At 71.0% G+C, this 21,906-nt stretch carries 19 protein-coding genes and 2 pseudogenes; 15 read left to right on the top strand and 6 right to left on the bottom strand.

Features of this window, described 5'->3' with window-relative positions; all coding sequences use genetic code 11:
- Positions 1-286: 286 nt before the first annotated feature.
- Genes Pflav_RS16745 through rfbB form a run of 3 tightly spaced genes read right to left on the bottom strand, consistent with a single transcriptional unit; the run spans position 287 to position 3,112 of the window.
- A complete protein-coding gene (locus Pflav_RS16745) occupies positions 287-1,285 on the bottom strand; it encodes a glycosyltransferase family 2 protein (protein ID WP_269474625.1) in 999 nt (332 codons plus the stop codon).
- A gap of 10 nt (positions 1,286-1,295) precedes the next feature.
- Positions 1,296-2,144, bottom strand: a complete 849-nt coding sequence (gene rfbD / locus Pflav_RS16740; RefSeq protein ID WP_173037002.1) for a dTDP-4-dehydrorhamnose reductase — start codon at positions 2,142-2,144, stop codon at positions 1,296-1,298.
- Positions 2,141-3,112 carry a dTDP-glucose 4,6-dehydratase gene (gene rfbB / locus Pflav_RS16735; RefSeq protein ID WP_173037001.1) on the bottom strand — a complete coding sequence of 324 codons (972 nt, stop codon included), beginning with the start codon at positions 3,110-3,112 and terminating at the stop codon, positions 2,141-2,143. Before rfbB ends, rfbD begins: the two co-directional genes overlap by 4 nt.
- A 206-nt stretch (positions 3,113-3,318) precedes the next feature.
- On the opposite strand from rfbB, the gene rfbA reads away from it, so the two are divergent.
- From rfbA to Pflav_RS16695, 8 genes are all read left to right on the top strand, one after another.
- Positions 3,319-4,188: a glucose-1-phosphate thymidylyltransferase RfbA gene (gene rfbA / locus Pflav_RS16730; protein ID WP_173037000.1), complete on the top strand. Its 870-nt coding sequence runs from the start codon at positions 3,319-3,321 to the stop codon at positions 4,186-4,188.
- A 78-nt stretch (positions 4,189-4,266) separates the two neighbouring features.
- Positions 4,267-4,866, top strand: a complete 600-nt coding sequence (locus Pflav_RS16725) for a class I SAM-dependent methyltransferase (RefSeq protein WP_173036999.1) — start codon at positions 4,267-4,269, stop codon at positions 4,864-4,866.
- Complete coding sequence (locus Pflav_RS16720; protein ID WP_173036998.1) at positions 4,863-5,477, top strand: dTDP-4-dehydrorhamnose 3,5-epimerase family protein; 615 nt, start codon at positions 4,863-4,865, stop codon at positions 5,475-5,477. The genes Pflav_RS16725 and Pflav_RS16720 overlap by 4 nt, the downstream gene beginning before the upstream one ends.
- A 33-nt stretch (positions 5,478-5,510) precedes the next feature.
- Positions 5,511-6,869, top strand: coding sequence for a Pup--protein ligase (pafA, locus tag Pflav_RS16715; protein ID WP_173036997.1), 1,359 nt, complete (start codon positions 5,511-5,513; stop codon positions 6,867-6,869).
- A 14-nt stretch (positions 6,870-6,883) separates the two neighbouring features.
- On the top strand, positions 6,884-7,060 hold the full coding sequence (locus Pflav_RS16710) for a hypothetical protein (RefSeq protein WP_173036996.1): 177 nt from the start codon (positions 6,884-6,886) through the stop codon (positions 7,058-7,060).
- Between the two features lie 441 nt (positions 7,061-7,501).
- The gene (locus tag Pflav_RS16705) at positions 7,502-9,484 is read left to right on the top strand and encodes an HD domain-containing protein (RefSeq protein WP_173036995.1); all 1,983 of its coding nucleotides are present in this window, start codon (positions 7,502-7,504) and stop codon (positions 9,482-9,484) included.
- Between the two features lie 41 nt (positions 9,485-9,525).
- On the top strand, positions 9,526-10,581 hold the full coding sequence (locus Pflav_RS16700; protein WP_173036994.1) for a hypothetical protein: 1,056 nt from the start codon (positions 9,526-9,528) through the stop codon (positions 10,579-10,581).
- Positions 10,578-11,183 carry an SLATT domain-containing protein gene (locus Pflav_RS16695; RefSeq protein WP_173036993.1) on the top strand — a complete coding sequence of 202 codons (606 nt, stop codon included), beginning with the start codon at positions 10,578-10,580 and terminating at the stop codon, positions 11,181-11,183. Before Pflav_RS16700 ends, Pflav_RS16695 begins: the two co-directional genes overlap by 4 nt.
- Before the next feature lie 19 nt (positions 11,184-11,202).
- Here Pflav_RS16695 and Pflav_RS16690 read toward each other — a convergent pair.
- Positions 11,203-12,287 (bottom strand): annotated as a pseudogene (locus Pflav_RS16690) (DUF3866 family protein).
- Positions 12,288-12,296: 9 nt separating this feature from the next.
- Positions 12,297-13,184 carry a cation diffusion facilitator family transporter gene (locus Pflav_RS16685; RefSeq protein ID WP_232072689.1) on the bottom strand — a complete coding sequence of 296 codons (888 nt, stop codon included), beginning with the start codon at positions 13,182-13,184 and terminating at the stop codon, positions 12,297-12,299.
- A 181-nt stretch (positions 13,185-13,365) separates the two neighbouring features.
- On the opposite strand from Pflav_RS16685, the pseudogene Pflav_RS16680 reads away from it, so the two are divergent.
- The 6 genes and pseudogenes from Pflav_RS16680 (at position 13,366) to Pflav_RS16655 (ending at position 17,756) form a co-directional block, all read left to right on the top strand.
- Positions 13,366-14,357, top strand: a pseudogene (locus tag Pflav_RS16680) (helix-turn-helix transcriptional regulator).
- Positions 14,354-15,304, top strand: coding sequence for a helix-turn-helix transcriptional regulator (locus Pflav_RS16675; protein ID WP_173036991.1), 951 nt, complete (start codon positions 14,354-14,356; stop codon positions 15,302-15,304). Before Pflav_RS16680 ends, Pflav_RS16675 begins: the two are co-directional and overlap by 4 nt.
- Before the next feature lie 5 nt (positions 15,305-15,309).
- On the top strand, positions 15,310-15,567 hold the full coding sequence (locus tag Pflav_RS16670) for a hypothetical protein (RefSeq protein WP_173036990.1): 258 nt from the start codon (positions 15,310-15,312) through the stop codon (positions 15,565-15,567).
- Between the two features lie 69 nt (positions 15,568-15,636).
- Positions 15,637-15,912 carry a Sec-independent protein translocase subunit TatA gene (gene tatA / locus Pflav_RS16665; RefSeq protein WP_173036989.1) on the top strand — a complete coding sequence of 92 codons (276 nt, stop codon included), beginning with the start codon at positions 15,637-15,639 and terminating at the stop codon, positions 15,910-15,912.
- Positions 15,913-15,927: 15 nt separating this feature from the next.
- Positions 15,928-16,863 (top strand): twin-arginine translocase subunit TatC, encoded by a 936-nt coding sequence (gene tatC, locus Pflav_RS16660; protein ID WP_173036988.1) that lies wholly within the window; start codon positions 15,928-15,930, stop codon positions 16,861-16,863.
- On the top strand, positions 16,863-17,756 hold the full coding sequence (locus tag Pflav_RS16655; RefSeq protein ID WP_173036987.1) for a diacylglycerol kinase family protein: 894 nt from the start codon (positions 16,863-16,865) through the stop codon (positions 17,754-17,756). Before tatC ends, Pflav_RS16655 begins: the two co-directional genes overlap by 1 nt.
- A gap of 406 nt (positions 17,757-18,162) precedes the next feature.
- On the opposite strand, the gene Pflav_RS16650 is transcribed toward Pflav_RS16655, so the two are convergent.
- Positions 18,163-18,894 (bottom strand): HAD family hydrolase, encoded by a 732-nt coding sequence (locus Pflav_RS16650; RefSeq protein ID WP_232071498.1) that lies wholly within the window; start codon positions 18,892-18,894, stop codon positions 18,163-18,165.
- Positions 18,895-18,991: 97 nt separating this feature from the next.
- Between Pflav_RS16650 and Pflav_RS16645 the strand changes: the two genes are divergently transcribed.
- A complete protein-coding gene (locus Pflav_RS16645) occupies positions 18,992-21,748 on the top strand; it encodes a DEAD/DEAH box helicase (protein ID WP_173036985.1) in 2,757 nt (918 codons plus the stop codon).
- Positions 21,749-21,906: the final 158 nt, after the last annotated feature.

Here is a 21,906-nt window from a genome sequence, read left to right as displayed (position 1 = left end):
CGGAGCAGATCCGCGGAAGAGACTGCGGACGACTCAATGACCCCGACTCCGGAAGCTCTACAGGTTCTTCCGGGTCTGGTCGCGCTGTCGGCCGCAAGGCCGGCATCGGTCAGAGTCGGCGGCTACAAGGTCGCGGTCGGCCGACGCGGGCCAGGGGTGAGCTTGCCGAGCGCGGAGGGTGAGGCTGCGGGAGCGGCGGTCTGGACCACAGCGGGCGTCGCGGTAGCTCGATCTCCTTGGTTTTGGATCTTTGTCCGTGGCTTGGGGCCGGGGGCGGCGGGCGGGGTCAGACCCAGCGGCGGACTATGCGCCAGTAGGTGGTCATCAGCGCGTTCAGGAAGCCGACGCCGGGCGGGGTGATGAGCGGGGTGTCGAAGCGGTCGGTCAGCACGCGCATCCACTCGCGGTCGGGGACCACCCGCTCGGCCTGGAGGGCGCGGCGGCGGGCGCGGACGTGGCGGCGGTGGCGCCACAGCCAGCCGTAGCCGCGGAGCTTGTCCTTCAGCCAGCCCTCGCGCGCGGCCATCAGCATCATCACCAGCTCCAGCGCCAGCAGCGGGGGTCCCAGCAGCACCAGCGCGCGGCCGCCCCAGACGGTGGTGACGAACATCAGGCGGTTGCGCTCGATCAGGTAGAACTTGAAGCTGACCTTGCTGAACTCGTACCCGTGCAGCGCGACCGCGTCCGGGACGTTGACCACGCGCTGGCCGAGCCGCCAGGTGCGCAGGGAGATCTCGGCGTCCTCGACGTACGCGAAGTATTGGTCGTCGAAGCCGCCCAGGCGGTCCCAGTGGGCGCGGCGGGCGACCACGAAGGCGCCCATGGCCCCGGCGGTCTCGGTGGGCTCAGCGCGCGTCTCACGCTCGCGGAAGCCGCCCACCCAGCTCACGCCGAGTACGTGGATCTCGTTGCCGCGGGAGTTGAGCAGCTCGGGCTCGTCGGCCAGCCGTACCGCGCCGGCGGCCAGGCCGATGCTCTCGTCGGCCAGCACGTCGACCAAGCGGGCCAGCGCGGCGGGCTCGACGATGGCGTCGCCGTTGACGAGCGCGACGAACTCACCTGACGAGGCGGCGACGCCCGCGTTACAACCAGCGGAGAAGCCGACATTCTCTCCAGATCCGGTCACGACCACGTCGGGGAGGGTGGCCAGATCGGGGAGGTCCGGGTTGGTGCAGCCGTTGTCGACAAGGACGACCTCGATATCGACCTTGACCGACGCGAGCAGCGCCTCTACGCACCGTCGCAAGAGTGGCTCCGCACGCCAAGCGAGTACAACAGCACTCACCCGGGGCAGATCAGGCACGGGGGCTCCCGAGGTAGGCGGTCAGCATCGCCTCCCAGTGTGGCATGGGTGTCAGGGTGGCCCGGGCCCAACGATCATGGCCGAGGACGCTGTATGACGGGCGGGGTGCGGGGCGCACGTACTTGTCACTGGTCGTGGGGCGGACCCGGTCGGGGTCGTGACCGGCACGGGCGAAGACGGCGCGGGCCAGGCCGTACCAGGTGGTCTCGCCACTCGCCGTGCCGTGGTAGACCCCGGGCGGCGCGTCGGCGGAAAACGCCAGGTCGACAAGGCGTTCGGCGAGCGCCCGCGACCAGGTCGGCTGGCCGCGCTGGTCGTTGACCACGTCGAGCGTGTCCCGCTCGCCGGCCAGCCGCAGCATCGTGCTGACGAAGTTGCGGCCGTGCGCGCCGTACAGCCAGGCGGTGCGCACCACGTACCCGCCGGCGGCGAGGACGGCCTCCTCGCCGGCGAGCTTGCTGCGCCCATATGCGTTGATTGGGTCGGTCGGCGCATCCTCCGGATAGGGCGTTGTCGCGTCGCCCCGGAAGACATAGTCGGTGGAGACGTGCACCAGCCGTGCCCCGGTCGCCTCGGCGGCGCGGGCCAGGTGGGCCGCGCCGTCGCCGTTGACCGCGGTGGCCTCGGCCTCGCGCTCCTCCGCGCCGTCGACGTCGGTCCAGGCCGTGGCGTTCAGCACCGCGTCGTAGCCGGTGACGGCGGCACGGACCGCGGCCTCGTCGGTCACGTCGAGGTCCGCGCGGGCGAGCGCGGTCACGTCGAGGTCCGGCCGATCCTTGAGTACGCCGAGCAGGTCCTGCCCGAGCATGCCGCCCGAGCCGGTGACGAGAATTCGAGTCATCCCTTGAGTGGCTCCCACCAGATGCGGTTGTCGCTGTACCAGCGCACCGTCTCGGCCAGGCCGGTCACGAGGTCGACCGTCGGCGCGTACCCCAGCTCCTGACTGATCTTGGTGATGTCGAGGCTGTAGCGGCGGTCGTGGCCCTTGCGGTCCGGCACCGGCCGCACGCTCTCCCAGGTCGCGCCGCAGGCCTCGACCAGGCGCTCGGTGAGCTCGCGGTTGGTGAGCTCGGTGCCGCCGCCGATGTGGTAGACCTCGCCCGGCCGCCCCTTGTCCTGTACGAGGGCGATTCCCCGACAGTGGTCCTTCACGTGCAGCCAGTCGCGGATGTTGCCGCCGTCGCCGTAGAGCGGCACGGTGCCGCCGTCCAGCAGGTTGGTGACGAAGAGCGGGATGACCTTCTCGGGGTACTGGTAGTGCCCGTAGTTGTTCGAGCAGCGGGTGACCACCACGTCGAGCCCGTGGGTGCGGAAGTACGCGAGCGCGAGCAGGTCGGAGCCGGCCTTCGAGGCGGAGTACGGCGAGTTCGGCGCGAGCGGCCAGTCCTCGGTCCACGAGCCGTGCGCGATCGAGCCGTACACCTCGTCGGTGCTCACGTGCACGAACCGTCCCGTGCCGTGCCGGTGCGCGGCGTCGAGCAGCGTCTGCGTGCCCAGCACGTTGGTGGTCACGAACGGCGCGGCGCCCTCGATCGAGCGGTCGACGTGCGACTCGGCCGCGAAGTGCACGATCACGTCGTGACCGCGCACCACGTCGTCGATGAGCGCGGCGTCGCAGATGTCGCCCTGCACGAACTGGAGGCGAGGGTCGTCGCGCACCGGCTCGAGATTGGCGAGGTTGCCCGAGTAGGTGAGCTTGTCGAGCACGGTGACCGCGGTCGGCGCGGCGGTCGGTAGCGTGCCGCGCAGCAGCTCACGCACGTACTCCGACCCGATGAACCCGGCTCCGCCGGTGACGAGGAGTCTCACAGGGTCCGGAGTCTACGCGAGGCGACGGTGAGTGAGCATCGCAGGGAGCGCTAGCGACCGAGGAGCGGAGCGAACCCAAAGCCGAGCCAAGTAGGCAGAGCGAGGTTACCGCCGCCTGGCCTGTCGGCAGCGTGACTCAGCGTGGCGCGGTCCGGCGCCTGGCGGCGGCGTGACTCAGCGTGGCGCGGTGCGGCTAAGGTACCGGGGTGCGCGGAATCCTTCTCGCCGGCGGCACCGGGTCACGGCTGTGGCCGATCACCCGGGCGGTCTCGAAGCAGCTGATGCCGGTCTTCGACAAGCCGATGATCTATTACCCCCTGTCGACGCTGGTGATGGCCGGGATCCGGGAGGTCCTGATCATCACCACGCCCGAGGACCAGTCGCAGTTCCAGCGGCTGCTCGGCGATGGCTCCCAGTGGGGGCTCGACCTCCGCTACGCCGCGCAGCCGCGGCCGGAGGGCATCGCGCAGGCGTTCATCATCGGCGCGGACTTCATCGGTGACGAGCCGGTTGCCCTCATCCTCGGCGACAACATCTTCCACGGCGTGGGCCTCGGTACGCAGCTGGCCAGCCACGACGACGACCTGAGCGGCGGGCGGGTGTTCGCCTACCCGGTGGCCAACCCGGAGGCGTACGGCGTGGTGGAGTTCGACGCCGACGGCCGGGTGCTGTCCATTGAGGAGAAGCCGGCCCAGCCCAAGTCCCGCTACGTGGTCCCCGGTCTGTACTTCTACGACAACCGGGTGGTCGAGATCTCCCGCGGTCTCAAGCCCTCCGACCGGGGTGAACTGGAGATCACCGCGGTCAACGAGGCGTACCGCGAGCGGGGTGAGCTGTCGGTGACGGTGCTCGACCGCGGCACCGCGTGGCTGGACACCGGTACGTTCACGTCGCTGATGCAGGCCGCCGAGTTCGTGCGGGTGATCGAGGAGCGGCAGGGCCTGAAGATCGGCTGTGTCGAGGAGGTCGCCTGGCGGGCCGGCTTCCTGTCCGCGGCGAAGCTGCGCGAGTTGGCCGAGCCGCTGACCAAGAGTGGCTACGGCGACTACCTGCTCGACCTGCTCGACCACGGCTGAGCGCGAAGGACGGGGTCGAGATATGTATAGGCGTGCCCGGTTGCGGTCCGCTGGTCGGGTCTGACAGGCTTACCGCCCGTGCAGCAGGAGAAGCCGAGCACCCAGGGTGCCGACTACACCGACCGCCTCCAGAGGGTGACGGGTGCCCGGTGGAAGCAGGTCCTCGACGTCCAGCGTCCGTACCGGTGGAACATCCGCCGGCTCAACCTCGGGCGCACCCTCGACGTGGGTTGCGGCCTCGGCCGCAACCTCGCCCACCTCGGCGGTAACGGGGTGGGCGTGGACCACAACCCCACCTCGATCGAGGTGGCGCGGGCCCAGGGCTTCGAGGCGTACACGATCAACGAGTTCTTCGAGTCCGAGCGGGCCGGGACATTCGACTCGATCCTCGCCGCCCACCTCCTCGAGCACATGCCCGAGGAGCAGGCCCGCAAGGTCGTCGAGTCGTACCTGCCCTGCGTCAAGCCGGGCGGCAAGGCTGTCTTCATCACCCCCCAGGAGCGGGGGTACGCGAGCGACTCCACCCACGTGCGCTTCGTCGGCTTCGCCGAGGCCGCCGCGATCTGCGGTGACCTCGGGCTGACGGTGGAGCGGCAGTATTCGTTCCCGTTCCCGCGGTTCATGGGTTCCCTTTTCACGTACAACGAGTTCGTTACGGTGGCACGGTTTCCGTCATGAAGATTCGTCAGCTCAGCATCGAAGGCGCGTGGGAGATCACGCCCCAGCAGCACACCGACCCGCGCGGTGCGTTCATGGAGTGGTACCGCTTCGACCGCCTCGCCGAGGTGGTCGGGCACCCGCTCAACCTCGCCCAGGCCAACCTGTCGATCTCGGCGCGCAATGTGGTGCGTGGCATCCACTTCGCCGACGTGCCGCCCGGCCAGGCCAAGTACGTCACCTGCACGCGCGGCACGGTGATCGACGTGATCGTCGACATCCGGGTCGGCTCGCCGACGTTCGGCCGGTGGGAGGCCGTCCAGCTCGACGACGTCGAGCGTAAGGCGGTGTACCTCAGCGAGGGGCTGGGCCACGGCTACTGCGCGGTGACCGACGACCCCGAGTTCGTGTACCTCTGCTCCACCACGTACAACCCGAAGGGCGAGCACACGGTCAACCCGCTCGACCCTGAGCTGGGCATCGAGTGGCCGGCCGAGGTGCCGATCCTGTCGCCTCGGGACGAGTCGGCGCCCAGCCTCGCGGAGGCGCGGGAGGCCGGGACCCTGCCGTCGTACGACACGTGCCGCGCGTACGCGGAAACACTGCGCAGCGAAACCTCACGGACAGAGTGACGATCGGGGCCTTCCGACAGATAGTGTCTTGTCATGGAACGGCGAATCTTCGGCCTCGAAACCGAGTACGGCGTCACTTGCACGTACCGGGGGCAGCGGCGGTTGTCTCCCGACGAGGTGGCCCGCTACCTGTTCCGCCGGGTGGTGTCGTGGGGGCGCTCCAGCAACGTCTTCCTGCGTAACGGCGCCCGGCTCTACCTCGACGTCGGCTCCCACCCCGAGTACGCCACACCCGAGTGCGACTCCGTCTCCGACCTGGTCGCCCACGACCGGGCCGGCGAGCGGATCCTGGAGGGCCTGCTCGTCGACGCCGAAAAGCGGCTGCACGACGAGGGCATCGCGGGCGAGATCTACCTGTTCAAAAACAACACCGACTCGGCCGGCAACTCGTATGGCTGCCACGAGAACTACCTGGTCTCCCGGCACGGCGAGTTCGGCCGGCTGGCCGACGTGCTCATCCCGTTCCTGGTCACGCGGCAGCTGATCTGCGGCGCCGGCAAGGTGCTACAGACCCCGCGCGGGGCCGTCTACTGCCTCTCCCAGCGCGCCGAGCACATCTGGGAGGGCGTCTCCTCGGCCACCACGCGCAGCCGCCCGATCATCAACACCCGGGACGAGCCGCACGCGGACGCCGAGCGGTACCGCCGCCTCCACGTCATCGTCGGCGACTCGAACATGAACGAGGTCACCACCCTCCTCAAGGTCGGCAGCGCCGACATCGTGCTCCGCATGATCGAGGCCGGCGTGGTGATGCGCGACCTGTCGCTGGAAAACCCGATCCGGGCGATCCGCGAGGTCTCACACGACGTCACCGGCCGCCGCAAGGTCCGCCTGGCCTCGAACAAGGAGGTCAGCGCGCTGGAGATCCAGCAGGAGTACCTGTCGAAGGCGACCGAGTTCGTCGAGCGCCGGGGCGGCGACCAGACCGCCAAGCGGGTTGTCGAGCTGTGGGGCCGGGTGCTGCGGGCCGTCGAGACCGGCAACCTCGACCCGGTGTCCCGCGAGATCGACTGGGTGAGCAAGCTCAAGCTGATCGAGCGGTACCAGGAGAAGCACGAGCTGCCGCTCTCCCACCCGCGGGTCGCCCAGATGGACCTCGCCTACCACGACCTGCGCCGCGGCCGCGGGCTGTATGGGCTGCTGGAGCGGCGCGGCCAGGTCGACCGGGTCGCCACCGACCTGGAGATCTTCGAGGCGAAGGAGACCCCGCCGCAGACCACCCGGGCGCGGCTGCGCGGCGAGTTCATCCGGCACGCCCAGGAGAAGCGGCGCGACTTCACCGTCGACTGGGTGCACCTGAAGCTGAACGACCAGGCCCAGCGCACAGTGCTGTGCAAGGACCCCTTCCGGGCGTACGACGAGCGGGTGGAGCGCCTGATCGCCAGTATGTGAGACTGGGGCCCATCATGACCGATCCCTCGTCGGAGCCCCGCAAGCCGAGCATGGTGGAGCGGCGGAAGCAGAAGATCGCCGAAGAGATCGCCCGCAACCGCCGCGGCGAGCACCGCGTGCCCACCTGGGTGCTCGCCCTGATCCTCGGCGTCATCCTGGCGGGCTGGGTCGCGCTCGTCGTCTTCTCCTAAAGATCTTTCGGATCATCTGAGCTACCGCGACGCCCGCGGTGGTCCAGACCGCTGCTCCCGCGGCCTCACCCTCCGCGGCACACGACCCAACAGAGTCCCGGGCCGGCGCAGCCGCCCGGGGTTGGGCGCGCGCATTTGCTCTCCGAAGAACCGAGAGACCTTTCGGGGTTGAGGGATTGGGGCTTGTCCCAGCGATCGTGGTATGCAATGGCCCCTATCGGGGCGGTTAAGTACCAAGATCTGTCGGACGACTTCCATCTGTAGCGCGGACGAGCCGTCCTTGCGGGTTGTGACGCGGAGGGTGAGGCCGCGGGAGCAGCGGTCCGGACCACCGCGGGCATCGCGGTAGCTCAGGTCTTGGAATAGTTCGTCTTCTCCTAGACACACTCCGTTGCCGGCATTCGCTAGAGTGCGACCTCACCCGTCGTGCGAAGGTCGAGTGTGGACATCGAAGAAGGCCCGATCTGGGCGGTACTCAGGGAAAAGGCGCGGGACCGTGCGCCTTTGGTCAAGGAACTGGCCGAGGAGGCCGCCGGCAAGCTCCGGTTGGTGCGGGACACCTTCCCGACGTACACGCTCCACGACGAGGTGCACGCGGCCAACGTCGTGCGGCTCATGGGCGACCTGCTGGGGGAGCGGGTCACCGACCTGAGCGGCCTTGAGGCGGCGGTGCTGATCCTCGCGGCGTACCACCACGACATCGGCATGGTCTACACCCCCGACGAGCTCGCGGCGGTCGCGACCGAGCCAGAGTTCGCCGAGTACCTGTCCACCCACCACGAGGCGTACCTCGCCGTCCGCGCGGCCGGCGGGCAGCCACCGCCGGACGTGCTGGAGGGGTACTGCCGCTCGCGCCACGCCGACCGCGTGTACGAGCACCTAAGCGGGCTGTCGGACCGCCTTGTGTGGGGGAACGCGCGGCTGCTCAAGCAGCTGGGCGAGGTGTGCCGCAGCCACAACCTGGCGGCCAGCGACCTCAAGTCGGACAAGTTCCGTCCAGATTTCCTCGCCGAGTGCGACCTGCGGCTCTGCGCGGTCCTGCTGAGGCTGGCGGACATCCTCGACCTGGACGCCTCCCGCACCCCACGCGCCATCTACGACCACCTAGGCCTAGCCGCCCGCCGGAGCAACCGCGACGCCCGGAGCGACGCCGAGTGGCGCAAGCACCTGTTCGCCGACGGCTTCCGCTTTCCGTCCGCGCGGCCGCCCAACTACGCGCTGCGCTTCATCGCAGGCCCTGACCATCCCGCGGTCGAGCACGACATCCGCGCGTTCCTCGACGTCGTGGACGACGAGCTGCGCCGCTGCCGCCCGGTGCTCGACGCCTGCTCGTCCCGCTGGCGCGACCTCGCCCTGCCGGGCGAGGTGGACCGCCACGACGTCGAGGGGCAGGGGTACACGTACGGCGCGTTCAGGTTCGAGCTGGACCGGGCGGCGGTGCTGGAGCTCTTCATGGGCGAGCGGCTCTACGACGACCCGTACGTCTTCGTCCGCGAGCTGCTCCAGAACGCGATCGACGCGGTCCGCCTCCGGCAGGCCCTGGACAACGTCCCCGCGTCGGAGAAGCCCGGCGTGGCGGTAACGGCCTGGGAGGACGGCGACGGCTTCCTGTGGGTACGGGTCGACGACGACGGCGTGGGCATGGACGAGCACACGTTGCTGGAGTACTTCCTGCGGGTGGGCCGCTCCTACTACAACTCGGCCGAGCTCCGCGCGGATCTGGCCCGCGGCGGCCGCCCGGACGCGGACTTCGTGGCGATCAGCCGCTTCGGTATCGGGGTCCTGTCCTGCTTCATCGCCGGCGACCGGGTGGAGCTCGCCACCCTGCGCCAGCTCCCGGACGGGTCGCTGGGCGATCCGCTGCGGCTCTCGCTGGCCCGGGACGAGGAGTTCTTCGTACTCCGCCAGCGCCCGGACCGCCCAACCCCGATGCCGAGGGCTGGCCGCGACAAGGAAACCGGATACCGCACGCGAACGGGCACAAGCATCGCGGTCCGCATCGACCCGACAAAGGTCGACGTAACGGCGGATGAACTGGCCGACCGGACCGACAGGTATCTGCGGTGGCCGCCGGTGCCGGTTACCTTCAGTGGCCGCCCGGCCGGCACCCCGCCCGTGGACGATCTCGACCGGCCTCTGCTGGACGCCCCAGTGGTGGTCGCCGTCGCACTACCTGCAGAGGGGATGCGGGACCTGCGCTACCTGGGCCCGCTTGAGGCCGCCGCGCTGCCGCTGGACCTGACCAGCGTCGCGCCTACGTCGAAGCTGCGTGGCCAACTCGTGGCGGTCGGCTTTCGAGTTCCTCCAGCCCCGGATGGGGGCCCGTCTCCGACCTCCTTGTCGGGTGGCCGGCGGACGAGCTGTCCAGGGTCCCGCCCGACCTGCGAGCCCTGTGCGCCACCGCAGTGCGCGGACACGCGGTGACCTTGGTGAGAGTAGGTTCCGACCAGCTCATGGTGTCGGTTGTGTACCGCATCGACCCGACGCTCCATAAGTTGATCTGGCAGGATCTGCAATCCTTCCGAGACGATCGATCGCTACTCGGGGCGTTGGCCCGCTCGTTCGGTCCGAATCCGAATTTTGTCGCGCGGGTGGAGCCGAATGTGGTCTTAGTCGCGCTGAGTGGCTTGGGTGATGTCACCCTCACCAATGTCGAGTGGGCGCACAACGGTGTATCTTCTCCCGTCGATAGCCAGTCTCTGCAGCACTCGTCGGTCGTCATCATGGGAGGCGTCGCACTCTTCGACCACCTCAGGCCAGACCTCTCGGTGTCGCGCCAAGTGGTCCGGTCAGTTCCGTTCGAGATGCATTCCGTGGCGCAGTACACGCTCTCGCGTGCGGCGCAGGCGCACGCCACCGGCTCGGCCGGCTGGCTGGCCGAGGCGGCGTCTGACTTCGACCTCTTGGTCCCGTACGTAGGCCGGGAACCGGCACTGGGCGTGGCGCTGGCTGACTCACTCGTGTCCAGTGGCCGGTGGGACGACGTGGAGAGGCTAAGTCTCGGCGAACGGCCGATCAGCGCTGCGCAGGTGCGGCGCCGCGTCGCCACTGGTGAGGTCGTCCACTTTCCTCTCGCGGAACAGTCCCCGTCCTGGTCCCGCGCGAACGAGTTCCTCCGGGCCGTGATCCTCCAGACCAGGCTCGACCTCCTGCGGTCAGCGGACGACAAGCTTGTCGTCCGCTCAGCCGGCGTGCCCGATGTGCTGTCCGGGCTCCGGCAGTTCCGGCCGCTCCTCTTCGTGCCGTACGACGCTCCGGACACCCTCCTGCGCCGAGGCGGCTACCGAAGGCCGATCAATCTGTCCAACCCGCTGGCGCGATGGCTTGTCGGCCGCGCCGAAACCTTCGCAACCGACCTGCCGGTGCTTCTCAACCACCTGCGGCGGGCGCTTGAGGAGCAGCGTCTGGACAATCTGAACGCGCTGCTCGAGCGGGTCGCCCGAGCACGGCCCGACCTCGCACCGCCGCCCGAGGCGTACCTGCGGGAGGACAACCCTGAAGGAGAGTGGTGGACGCGATGAGCGTGACCGTACGCCGGCCCGACGACATCGACATGCCGGACCTGCCCTCCCTCACCTGGGCGCAGGGCGGGCTGCGTGCGGACCTCTCCGCGCTCCGGGCCTGGGCCGAAGGCGTCGCGGACGAGGCGATCGCCTGGTACCTGTCCGAGAAGCGGCTCAAGGCGCGCTGGTCCCGCCGGCTGCGGGCGTTCGCCATCATCCTGGCCACGCTGGGCGGGGCGGTGCCGGTTGTCGCGCTCGCTTCCCGGCACCCGGAGTACGGCAACTGGGGCTACCTGCTGCTCGCCCTCGCCGCCGGCTGTGTCGGCTACGACAGGTTCTTCGGGTACTCGTCGGCCTGGCTGCGGTACATCGCTACCGCCACGCTCATCCAAGGTGACCTGGCCGACTTCCGGGTGGGGTGGGCGCAGGAGCTGGCCGTGATCGGTGACCGGGAGCCGACCGTGGACGAGCTGCGGGAGCTGATCGGCCGGGCCCGCGAGTTCGTGGCGCGGGTCAACGAGGCGGTACGGGTGGAGACGGACGCGTGGCGCAGCGAGTTCGACAGCCGGCTGGGGGAGCTGGAGGTCGGCCTCCAAGGCCGCCCACCGGTCGGCGGCTGAGCGCCGGCGCGCTCCAGCGTCAGGCCTGAGCGAGCAGGGCTGCGGCGTGGCGGCCGGCGGCTGCGGCGGACAGGAAGTACCAGGGATCGGCGTCCAGGCCGCGGCCCATTGTGGACAGTGGGACCGGGGCAGCCTTCAGCGCCGCCTCCAGGCCGTCCACCGGCACGTGCACGATGCGGTGGCGTGCCGACAGTACCGCCAAGGCGTCGTCCAGAAGCGGGGCCAGCGACGGCGGCAGGGGAGCCGGCACCACCACGTCCGCCGCCGCCAGCGCGACCCGGCCGTAGGCCGTCAGGCTGTGGTGCGAGATGCCGCGGTGCCGTGGCCGGGGGTCCGCGTCCGAGAGGCGGAGGGACGCGACCGGGCGACCGCCCAGCGCGGCGACCGCGTTCACCGCCTCGCCGGCGGCCACGCCGGTGAAGCCCCACATGGTGCCGGTACCCAGGTTGCCGGGGCCCTGCGCGACCACGGTGACGTCCGCGCGGAGGACGTGCCGCGCGGCCAGGAGTCCGCTGTGGACGGTGGTGGCCTCCAGGTCGCCGCCGAACGACTGGCCGACCGTCACCGTGCCGGCCAGGTGGTCGCGCAGGCCGTCGAGCGTGCGGGAGAACCACGCGGGGAGCGCGCCGCCGTCGGTCATGACGTAGGCGATCGTGAAGTCGTCCCCGCCGGCGCCGAGGCCGGCCAGGATGGCCGGTAGCGCGGAGTGCAGGTCCGCCATCACGACCGGCATGCCGTCGATCGAGTCGACGGACGACATGACGGCGCGGTGCGGAGAAGCCTCCTCGTCCACCCCAGCACGAGGGCCTGGAGCGGGGTATAGCGGGCCTTCACCAGGTGGCCGGAGTCGCGCGTCGGTGCGACCGGGGGATCCGGCGGCAGGCGGTCGGGCAGGGCGACGACCAGCGCGTACCCGCCCGTGCCCAGGCCCATCTCCAGCGCGCCGACGTTGAGCAGCACCCGGTCGCCGACGAGCGGCTCGCCGGTCAGCGCGGGGTAGGCCAACGCCCGCACGACCGACGAGGAGACCTCGACGTCGAGCGTGACCACGCCGCGCCACCGACGACCGACCGCGGTGACCACACCCGCACGCCAACGAACCATGACGGACACCTAACCACGGCGGGTCGTCGGGTCGAGGAAGACGTACCGGATGCCGGAGTAGCGAGCCCGCAGGCGGCGCTCGGCCTCGTCGGCGGCGGTCTCGATGTCGGCGCCGGTGGCCTGGTCGGTGAAGTCGACCTTGGCCGCCACCAGGACCTCGGCGGGGCCGAGCTGCATGGTGAAGAGGGTCTGGATGCCCTCCACGTGCGGGAGCGCGGAAAGCTCCTCGACGATCATCCGGCGGATGCGGGGGGTCGCCGCGCGGCCCACCAGCAGCGAGATGTTGGCGCGGGCGAGCGTGCTGGCGGCGACGAGCAGGAGCAGGCCGATCGCGACGGAGGCGAGGCCGTCCCACACCACCTGGCCGGTGGCGTGCGACAGGCCCAGCCCGGCGGCGGCCAGGAAAAGTCCGACCAGGGCGGCGCTGTCCTCCAGGAAGACCGCCTTGATCGTGGTATCGGGGGTTACCAGCAGGAAGCGGAGCGGCCTCACCCGCCACCCTTGCGCCGAGGCGCGGATCTGCCGCACGGCGCGGGTGAGGGATACCGACTCGATGACGAACGAGACGGCCAGCACGATGTACGACACCGTGTAGTCGCCGCTGTGCTCGCCGGATCTGATCGTGTGCACGCCGTGGGTGATGGAGAAGCCGGCGCCCGCCACGAACGTGAACAGCGCGGCGATGAACGCCCAGACGTAGCTCTCCTTGCCGTACCCGAACGGGTGTAGCTCGTCCGCCGGCCGCCCGCCGCGGCGCAGGGCGGTGAAGAGCAGCACCTCGGTGGTGGTGTCGGCGACCGAGTGGGCGGCCTCGGAGAGCATGGCCGCCGAGCCGGAGATGAGGCCCGCGAGCAGCTTGGCGATGCCGATCGCGACGTTGGCGACGCCGGCCACGATGACGGTGCCGACACTCTCTGACGGATCGCCACCGCGGGCGAGGCGATCGTTGAGGTCCGGCGGAAGGGGAGTTGGGCCGCTGTCCGACACGACCAGATTGTGCCTTACGCGAAGGAAACCGTCCGGGCGACGCGGAGTGGGCGGGCCGTACGGGCGTGCGAATGAGGCTATTGTCGTGGGCGTGTCGCGGTCTCGGACGGAGCGCCTGGTCAACCTGGTGATCTGCCTTCTCTCGACGCGGCGGTTCCTCACCGCCGCGCAGATCGCCGCCACCGTGCCGGGCTACGAGCACGATCCCGACGACCCGCGCGACCACGAGGCGTTCCAGCGCAAGTTCGAGCGCGACAAGGCGGAGCTGCGCGAGCTGGGCGTGCCGCTGGAGACCGGCACGGCGAGCGCGTTCGACGCCGAGCCGGGATACCGGATCGCCGCCCGGGAGTACGCACTGCCCGACATCCAGCTCGAGCCCGACGAGGCGGCCGCCGTGGGCATCGCCGCGCGGCTGTGGCGGCACGCCGGTCTCGCAGCCGCGGCCTCGTCCGGCCTGGCCAAGCTGCGCGCGGCCGGCATCGACATCGACCCGTCGGCGACGCTCGGCGTGGAGCCGGTGGTCACCGTCGACCCGGCGTTCGCACCGCTCACCGGCGCGGCGCGGGACCGGCGCGCGGTGGCCTTCGACTACCGGGTGCCGGAAGGGGACGGCCCGACGAGCCGCCGCCTCCAGCCGTGGGGCGTGGTTTGCTGGCGCGGCAGGTGGTATGTGGTGGGCCACGACCTCGACCGCGAGGCGACCCGCTGCTTCCGGCTCTCCCGGATCGTGGGGCAGGTGCGGCTGACCGGCAAGCCGGGGCGTATGAGCCGCCGACCGGCGTCGACCTGATCAGCCACGTGGCCCGCTGGTCCGGCCCGATCGAGCGCACCGGGCGGGCGACCGTGCTGGTCCGCCCCGGGCGGGCGGCGGGGCTGCGCCGCTGGGCCCACGAGGCCGAGGCGACGCCGGACGGCGACAAGCTGGTGCTGCCGTTCGCCGACCCGGAGGGCCTCGCCACCTCCCTGGTGGGGTATGGCGCGGACGTGCGCGTGCTCGACCCGCCCGAGGTGCGCGAGGCGGTCATCCAGCGGCTCAAGGAGATCGCCACCCGCCACGAGGTGGCGTCGGTGAGCGGCCGATGACGGCGCCGTCCCGGGCCTCCGCCGACCGGCTGGGCCGGCTGCTCAACCTCGTGCCGTACCTGCTGGCCCGCCCCGGCATCGAGCTGGCCGAGGCCGCCGCCGAGCTGGGCGTGAGCGAAAAGCAGCTGCGCGAGGACCTGGAGCTGCTGTGGGTGTGCGGGCTGCCGGGCTACGGGCCGGGCGACCTGATCGACATGGCGTTCGACGGCGACCGCGTCACGATCACGTATGACGCGGGCATCGACCGTCCCCTCCGGCTCACCCCGGACGAGGCGCTGGCGCTGGTGGTGGCGTTGCGGATGCTGGCCGAGACACCCGGTACGGCCAACCGCGACGCGATCGAGCGCACCCTCGCCAAGCTGGAGAGCGCCGCCGGCGACCTGACCAGCGCACCCGTGGAGGTGCGGCTGCCGGGTAACGCCGACCGGCTCGACACGCTGCGCGGCGCGGTGGAGCGGCGGCACGCGCTCCGGATCACGTATTACACGGCGACCCGCGACGAGCTCACCGAGCGGGTTGTGGACCCGATCCGGGTGCTGGTGGTCGCCGGTCGGGCGTACCTGGAGGCGTGGTGCCGCCGGGCCGAGGCGGTGCGGCTCTTCCGGGCCGACCGGATCGACGCGCTCACCGAGCTGGAGGAGCCGGCCCGCCTCCCGGGCGAGGTGCGGCTGCACGACCTGAGCGGCGGCGTCTACCAGCCCGGTCCCGAGCTGCCGCTGGTCACGCTCCGGGTGGGGCGCGGCGGCCGGTGGATCACCGAGTACTACCCGTGCGAGGACGTGCGCCCCGACGGCGAGGAGTGGGTCGTGTCGCTGCGGGTCGCCGACCTGGCCTGGGCGCAGCGGTTCGTGCTCGGCCTCGGCCCGGACGCCACTGTCGTCGCACCGGCCGACCTCGTCGAGCGGGTGCGCCAGCAGGCGGCCGCCGCACTCGACCAGTACAGTTAGCGCCCATGGTCCTGTGGGTCGTGATCGCGGCGGTGCTGGTGGGCCTGTTGGTGCTGGTGGTGGCCACGGGGAGCCTCCTGGGGCGGCTGGGACCGCTGCGGCGGGCCGCGACGACGCTGCTGCGCCGCCAGGCAGAGGTGGAAAAGCTGCGGGCCGACGCCCTCACCATGGCCCAGGAGGCCGACACGCTGCGGCTCAAGGCCGAGATCACGCAGGAGCGGCTGGCCGCGATCAAGGTCAAAGTGGGGCCGGGCAGCCGTTGACGCCGCTCGGTTATACGCACGTACGATAGGCCTCGACAGTCTCTCGACTATCAGCAACTGGAGCTTTCCATGGGTGCCCTCAAGCCGTGGCACATCGCCGTCCTCGTGGTCGTGCTGGTCCTCCTGTTCGGCGCGAAGCGGTTGCCGGACGCGGCTCGGTCGTTGGGCCGCTCGTTGCGGATCATCAAGGCCGAGACCAAGCACCTCACCGACGACGACGAGCGTGACCTCGCCGAAAAGGCGGAGGCCCAGCACGGTCGCCAGCCGATCCCGCCGACCTCGGTGGAGCAGCGCCCGACCGCGCAGGTTCAGGATCCGGTGCAGCGCACCCGCGACATTTCCTGATCTTCGGCCCTCCCCGTGGCGTTCTCCCTCCTGCGACGCGGTCCGAGTAACTTCGAGCGCGCCGCTGATGGCTCGATGACGCTCATCGAGCACCTGCGTGAGCTGCGCGTGCGCCTTTTCCGCGCGTCGCTCGGGATCCTTGTCGGCGTCATCATCGGCTTTGTCCTCTCTCGAGAGGTCATGCACATCCTGGAGCAGCCGTATTGCGACCTGCCGCAGTCGCGTGACCCGCAGACTGGCAAGTGCATGCTGCTCCAGCTCGGCCCGGCCGACGTGCTTCTGCTCCAGCTCCGGATCGCGCTCTGGGTCGGCCTGATCGCCGCCGGGCCGATCTGGCTCTACCAGCTGTGGGCGTTCATCGCGCCCGGCCTGCACCGGCACGAGCGGCGGTATGCGTACGCGTTCGCCGCGATCGCCGCCCCGCTCTTCGCGGCCGGCGGCTTCCTGGCGTTCTTCGTGGTCCGCACCGGCCTTGAGTTCCTGCTGGACATCAGTCCGGACAACATCCAGACCACGCTTGAAGTCGGGCGATATTTCTCGTTCGTCACAAATTTGATCTTGATCTTCGGGGTGGCGTTCGAGTTCCCGTTGATCATCCTCATGCTCAACTTCGTCGGCCTGGCCAGCGCGAAACGCCTGCTCAGCTGGTGGCGGGTGGCCATCTTCGCGTTCTTCGCCTTCTCCGCGATCGCCACTCCCACGCCCGACCCGTTCGGCATGACCGCGCTGGCGCTGTGCCTCAGCGTCCTGTACTTCGCGGCGGTCCTCGTGGCATTCATCAACGACCGCCGAAAGCGGCGCCGGCAGGAGACCTTCGACAACGTGGACGACGACGAGGCATCGCCATTGGAGTACGACGCGGAGTCGGTGGAGGCGGGCGAGCAGCTCGAGGCGGTCGCGCCGGTCCCCGCGCCGCTGCCGATCGAGCGCCGCTACGACGAGACCACCTGATGTCCGGCGAACTCGTCGTGCTCGCCAACCCGGAGGCCGGGCGCGGGCGACACCGTGACCTGCTCCCGCAGGTGCTCGACCGGCTCGCCGAGGCCGACCTCCCGGTGCGGCTGCTCGACGCCGGTACCCGCGCGGAGGCCCAGGAGGCGTGCCACAGCGCGGCGGCCAACGGCGCGGCCGCGCTCGTGGCGGTGGGCGGTGACGGCACCGTCCACCTGGCGCTACAGGCGGTGGCCGGCACCGACCTGCCCTTCGGCGCGGTGCCCGCCGGCACCGGCAACGACTTCGCGGTGGAGACCGGCGTCCCGGCCGAGCCGATCGCCGCGGCGGCCGCGATCGCCGACGCCGTCAAGACCGGCCGCACCCGGCCGATCGACCTGGCGAGGCTGACCGGCCCCGGCCGCGCCCCGATGTGGTACGGCTCGGTGCTCGCCGCCGGCTTCGACGCGGTGGTCAACGAGCGGGCCAACCAGCTGAGCTGGCCGCGCGGCCCGCGCCGGTACGACCTGGCCATCGCGCTGGAGCTGCTGCGCCTCAAGGCCCGCCGGTACACGCTCCGCCTAGACGGCGACGAGCAGGTGCTGAACGCGGTGCTGCTCGCGGTCGGCAACTGCGCCAGCTACGGCGGCGGCATCCGCATCGTGCCAACCGCCGTCCCCACCGACGGGCTGCTCGACGTGGTGCTCGGCGACGTCAGCCGCGGCCAGCTCGTGCGCCTCAAGGGCAAGACCTACAAGGGCACCCACGTCGACCACCCCCAGGTCCACACGTACCGCGCCCGCACCGTCGAAATCGAGGCCGACGGCATCACCACATACGTAGACGGCGAACGCGCGTACCCCCTCCCGGTAACCATCACCGCCGTCCCCGGCGCCGTCCGCCTCCTCGGCTAGAGGATCAGTTTCAAGAAAGAGATTTGGGCTACCGCGATGTCCGCGGTGGTCCAGACCGCTGCTCCCGCGGCCTCACCCTCCGCGCTCCACAACCCCACCCGCCCCGCTGGGGCGGCAGGCCCAGAGATCGTGGTACCTGACGGCCCACCCGAGGGCAGCTGAGTACCAAGATCTGCGCCGACCAAGGGACGTCCGCGACCAACGCCATGATCGCCGCCGCGCGTTGGCTCGCGGCGCATGCGGACCGCCATCGGGAAGTCCGTAAGACGCGGCACCGCGCCTTTGTGAACGCTTACTGTTGCTATCGCAACGGAAAACGCACCCAAAGCCCGACGCCCCCACCGTCATCGCGCGCAACCACCAGGGACGGACGCAGGGGGCGGCGCATCAAGTCTTGAGAAAGCGGCTACGGTGCGGTGAGGTTTAGCACCGCGGCCAGGCCGTTGGTTTTGCCTGGTTCGGCGGCTGGGAGGACGAGGGCGGCCAGGCCGGCGCGGACCGCGCCGGCGTCGGCGGGGGTGTCGCCGACCATCAGGGCTCGTTCCGGCTCGACGCCCAGGACGCCGCACGCGCGCAGGAAGATCGCGGGGTCGGGCTTGGTGCGGCCGACCTCGTACGACAGGACGTAGGCGTCGACGAGCCCGTCGAAGCCCCAGGCGTCGAAGAGCGGGCGGATGTCGAAGCCGACGTTGCTCACCACCGCGACCGGCACCCCCGCCTCCCTGAGCGCCATCAGCGTGCCGGCGGTGTCCGCGTACAGCACCCAGCCGTCCGGCCGCAGCAGCCGCTCGTAGAGGGCCTCCTCGAACCCGTCCACGCCCGCGCCGACGGTCGCCGCCAGCCCCGTGTACGCGGCCCGGTGCGCGTGCTCGTACAGGTCGCGCTCGGCGAACGCCTCGGCCAGGTGGGGCGGCACCCGGTACGGCAGCGGCCCGCCCGCGCGCCCGGCGGTGACCAGCCGGTCGGCGAGCACGGTGGCCCGGCCCCGGTCGAGCGCGACGCCACACTCCTCGGCGGCCGCGACCACCCAGTCGATCGCGTCCTCCACCTGCGCGAGCGTGCCGTGGAAGTCGAAGAGCACCGCCTCCAGCGGCGAGCGGGTCGGTCGGGAGTCGGGGAGGGCGGTCTGGTCCGGCACGTCCGTGACCCTACCGAGTCGCCCGGTTGGTCCGGTAAGGCGACCCGCTGGTGCCGCGACAGGAGTATTGGGTGTACGGGCAAGATAAATTATGGGCATGAGCAGCCCCGCCGAGCGGTACGCCGACGCGCGCCGCCGGGCCGATGAGGCCGCAGGTTTCCCGGCACTCGAGGACTTCGCCCTCGACCTCGGATTCGACCTCGACGACTTCCAGCGGGAGGCGTGCGAGGCGCTGGAGCGGGGCAGCGGTGTGCTCGTCTGCGCTCCGACCGGAGCCGGAAAGACCGTGGTCGGCGAGTTCGCCGTGCACCTGGCGCTCTCCACTCCTGGCCTGAAGCGCAAGTGTTTCTACACCACGCCGATCAAGGCGCTGTCCAACCAGAAGTACCACGACCTGGTGCAGCGGTACGGCGCCGAGCGGGTCGGGCTGCTGACCGGCGACAACGCCATCAACGGCGAGGCGCCCGTGGTGGTGATGACCACCGAGGTGCTGCGCAACATGCTGTACGCCGGCTCGTCCTCGCTGGAGGGCCTGGCGTACGTGGTGATGGACGAGGTCCACTACCTCGCCGACCGCTTCCGCGGTGCCGTGTGGGAGGAGGTGATCATCCACCTGCCCTCTTCCGTGACGCTCGTCTCACTCTCGGCGACCGTCTCGAATGCGGAGGAGTTCGCCGACTGGCTGGTCACCGTGCGCGGTGAGACGGCCGTCGTGGTCAGCGAGCACCGGCCGGTACCGCTGTGGCAGCACATGCTGGTGGGGCGGCGGATGTTCGACCTGTTCCACGACGCGGACGCGGCCCGCAAGCACGACGTGCACCCCGAGCTGCTGCGCTACTCGCGGGAGCAGCTGCGCCGGCTGGAGCTGACCGACGGGTACGCGCCGGGGCGCAACGGGCGCGGCGGGCGGCGCTGGCGGCCCCCGCTGCGGGCGGACATCGTCGAGCGGCTCGACCGCGAGGGACTGCTGCCGGCGATCCTGTTCATCTTCAGCCGCGCCGGCTGCGACGCCGCCGTGCAGCAGTGCCTGCACGCCGGCCTGCGGCTGACCACGCCCGACGAGCGGGCCGAGATCCGCCGCGTGGCCGAGGCCCGGATGGCCTCGATCCCCGGCGGTGACCTCCAGGTCCTCGGCTACTGGGAGTGGCTCGACGGCCTGGAGCGCGGGCTCGCCGCCCACCACGCGGGGCTGCTGCCGGCCTTCAAGGAGGTCGTCGAGGAGCTCTTCGTGCGCGGCCTGGTCAAGGCCGTCTTCGCCACCGAGACGCTCGCCCTGGGCATCAACATGCCGGCCCGGTGCGTGGTGCTGGAGCGGCTGGTGAAGTTCAACGGCGAAGCCCACGTCGACCTGACGCCGGGGGAGTACACCCAGCTCACCGGCCGGGCCGGGCGCCGCGGCATCGACGTCGAGGGGCACGCGGTCGTGGTGTGGGCGCCGGAGGTCGACCCGCGGCACGTGGCCGGGCTCGCCTCCACCCGCACGTACCCGCTGCGCTCCAGCTTCCGCCCGTCGTACAACATGGCCGCCAACCTCGTCGCCACGGTCGGCGCGGCGCCCGCGCGGGAGCTGCTGGAGTCGTCGTTCGCCCAGTTCCAGGCGGACCGCTCGGTGGTCGGCCTAGCCCGCCAGGTGCAGCGCAACGTGGAGACCATCGAGGCGTACGGCAACGAGGTCCGCTGCCACCACGGCGACTTCGACCAGTACTTCGGGCTGCGCGTGGCGATCGCCGACCGCGAGCGCTCGCTGGCCCGGCAGGGGAGCAGCCAGCGCCGCGCCGAGGCGATCCGCTCGCTGGAGCGGCTGCGGGTCGGCGACGTCGTGCGCGTGCCGTCCGGCCGCCGCGCCGGGCTGGCCGTGGTGCTCGACCCGGGCGTGGGCGGCTTCGGCGAGCCCCGCCCGCTGGTGCTCACCCAGGACAGGTGGGCCGGGCGGATCACCCCGGCCGACTTCACCGCGCCGGCCGAGGTGCTGGCTCGTGTGCGGGTACCCAAGCACTTCAACCACCGTTCGCCCGCCGCCCGCCGCGACCTCGCCGCGCAGGTGGCGGCGACCGGCCTGGACCGGCACGCGGGGCGGCGGTCGCGGAGCAAGGGCGGCAACGGCGAGGACCACGAGCTGGCCCTGCTCCGCGTCGAGCTGCGGCAGCACCCGTGCCACGCCTGCCCGGAGCGGGAGGAGCACGCCCGCTGGGCCGAGCGGCGCCACCGCCTGGCGCGGGACACCGAGCAGCTGCGCGACAAGGTGGCCGGGCGGACCGGCTCGCTCGCGCGCACGTTCGACACCGTGTGCGACCTGCTGACCAGCCGGGGGTACCTCACGGCCGAGGGCGAGGTCACCGACGCCGGCCGGATGCTCGCCCGGATCTGGACCGAGGCCGACCTGCTGGTCGCCGAGTGCCTGCGGCGTGGCGTGTGGGACGGACTGTCCGCGGCCGAGCTGGCGGCGGCGGTCTCGGTGGTGCTGTACGAGGCCCGCCGCGAGGCCGACGAGCGCGCCTCGGTGCCGCGCGGCCTGATCTCCGACGCGGTCGACGAAACCGTCAAGATCTGGGCCGAGCTGGAGGCCGACGAGGCGTCCCGGGGCCTCGACCTGACCCGCGAGCCCGACCTCGGCTTCGTGTGGCCGGTCTTCCGCTGGGCCCGTGGCGAGGACCTGGCGAAGGTCCTGGCCAGCGGTCACAACCTGGAGGGCGAGATGCCGGCCGGCGACTTCGTGCGTTGGGCCCGCCAGGTGGTCGACCTGCTCGGCCAGGTAGCCGAGGCCGCCTCGGCGAGCCCGAAGCTGCGCGAGACCGCTCGGGCCGCGATGGGCGCCGTAAACCGAGGCGTGCTCGCGTATAACGCCGTGTCGTAGCCGCCCGGACACGGTCAGGCGTATGGCTGACCGTCCAATTGTAGAACGCCGATCGTCTCTTAAGGATCGTTTCCGCTGGTGGGGGACCTGGGGGACGATTATGGAAATTCACCACTTCGAATATGGCTGGATAACGCCGACGCTCAGCTATGCACTCT

Origin of the sequence: Phytohabitans flavus (assembly GCF_011764545.1) — a bacterium.
Lineage (GTDB): Bacteria > Actinomycetota > Actinomycetes > Mycobacteriales > Micromonosporaceae > Phytohabitans > Phytohabitans flavus.
The sequence above is the reverse complement of the archived record's forward strand: the minus strand, read 5'-3'. Positions and strand labels throughout refer to the sequence as shown.